Here is a 1,855-nt window from a genome sequence, read left to right as displayed (position 1 = left end):
CCGGGTTTCTAAGGAAGTAGGGTGCGTCACAGGGATAACCTATCGGGTCAACAGCCAATTTTATGGTTCTGACGCACCACATTAATTATCGGGGGTGGGGCGGGTTTATTAAGATAGTCCTAGGGATTGACAGTGCGACTATCGGGTTGAGTGTTTCCCGATAATCGCTGTTATAATCAGAGTTTATACAAAACGGGCTAGGAGGGATTCGAACCCGGTTTAAAGGCTACAACCCCTATTCTACCGTCACTCTAGTGCACTCAAAAGCGATCGCACATTTAGGAGTTAGTGCAAAATGAGTGCAAGTACAAACAGTACACATAGTGGTACATATCAAGGCTTTGAGGATATTCTTGAGTTTTTCAACCTATCCCGCAAACAATGTCCCAAGGGTGTCAGGATTAAGCGCAATCGGGGGACAATCCAACTAGACATCACTACTGACCCGGAGACGGGAGGGCGTAAGCAGCGAGGATGTAATTGTCAGTTCACTTCTGAGGGTATCCGTAAGGCCGTTGATAAGGCCTGGTTAGTTCATAAATCCCTTGACGGACAATTTCAGTCGGTGTCTGAATGGCTGGACTGGTACAAGGCTACTATCCTTGATGAATCCAAAGTTCCCATGGAAAACGACTTAATCACCTATCGTCAAGTGTTTAAAGAAATGGAGGATGATTACTTTAATGGGGTACACAAGAACACTAAGCGGAAACGTTCCCGTGATATAGCTAGTGACCAAAGTTCATTTAAACGATGTTTCCTTGATGTGTTTGACAAAGTCACAGATTGGGATGCTTACGTCACTTGGGAGGGCATCAAAGAAGCGCTATATAGCCCGTTACAGGATGGCAGTAGTCCGATAGGCAGTAAAACATTTAGAGACAGGTACTATCGATTAAGACAGGTAGCGGAACGTGCTGGCTGTAAAAAAGCACTAGAGAAGATGGAAAAGATTAACCCTACCCAGACAGTATTTGCTGAATCCCAAAGTGTAGATTTGGATACCCTACTAAACCTACTAGACAATGAACGTAACACTGATTACCGTTCTGTTTTAAAAAATCAAGCACGTGATGGCTGGTGTTGGGTATCGGCAATGTGTGCTTTGTATGGGTTAAGACCATCAGAGATAGCAGCGGTCCAAAACCTAAACAAAGCAGTCAAGATTGACGGCATTACTTTCCCAGCCATATCTGACCCTAATAACCTTGAGTTAGTGTTAGTGATTGGTGAGTTTACTTACTTTGGGGCAAGCACTAAAACAGGTCAACGGTTAGCAGTTCCAATGTCAAAAGACAAGACTTTGATTAACCGCCTAGGAATTCATAACGTCTGTTTGCCTATCACAGAATCCAAGAACCCTGACAGTTTTAACAACAATCACAGGTTATGGCTTAATCGTCACAATTGGGGAATTACTCAAACCTATGCTTTCCGACATCTAGCCAACCAATTGGGAGAGATGAACGGGATACCACAGGAAATTAGGGCACGCTCATTTGGTCACAGTGTGGCAATTAATGACAGCAAGTACAAAAAACGCCGCAACCTTGCCACAGAGCTAGGTATCCTGACACGACATCAAAAACAACCATTGCCACTAGAGATGGGGAAACAAATCCTGATTAATATTGGCATTAATCCAGACCTACCAGAGGTTAAGGCAATTATCAGAGCTCTTTACCAGCTTGATGATTAATCCCCAATAAACCCACAACACAATACCCTCTAGGCTAAATACCTAGGGGGTTTCATTTTGCACTAACTCCTAAATGTGCGATCGCTTTCGAGTGCATCAGTGTGACGGTAGAATAGGGGTTGTAGCCTTTAAACCGGGTTCGAATCCCTCCTAGCC

The 1,855-nt window shown here is 44.0% G+C and carries 1 protein-coding gene; it reads left to right on the top strand.

All coding sequences use genetic code 11. The annotated features are described in order from the left end of the window. The first annotated feature begins 295 nt into the window (after positions 1 to 295). Positions 296 to 1,699, top strand: coding sequence for a recombinase (locus tag P5683_RS24420; protein WP_315641176.1), 1,404 nt, complete (start codon positions 296 to 298; stop codon positions 1,697 to 1,699). The last annotated feature ends 156 nt before the right edge of the window (positions 1,700 to 1,855 follow it).

Origin of the sequence: Limnospira sp. PMC 1279.21 (assembly GCF_032349615.1) — a bacterium.
Taxonomy (GTDB): Bacteria; Cyanobacteriota; Cyanobacteriia; order Cyanobacteriales; family Microcoleaceae; genus Limnospira; species Limnospira fusiformis.
This window is presented reverse-complemented; position numbering and strand designations above follow the sequence as displayed.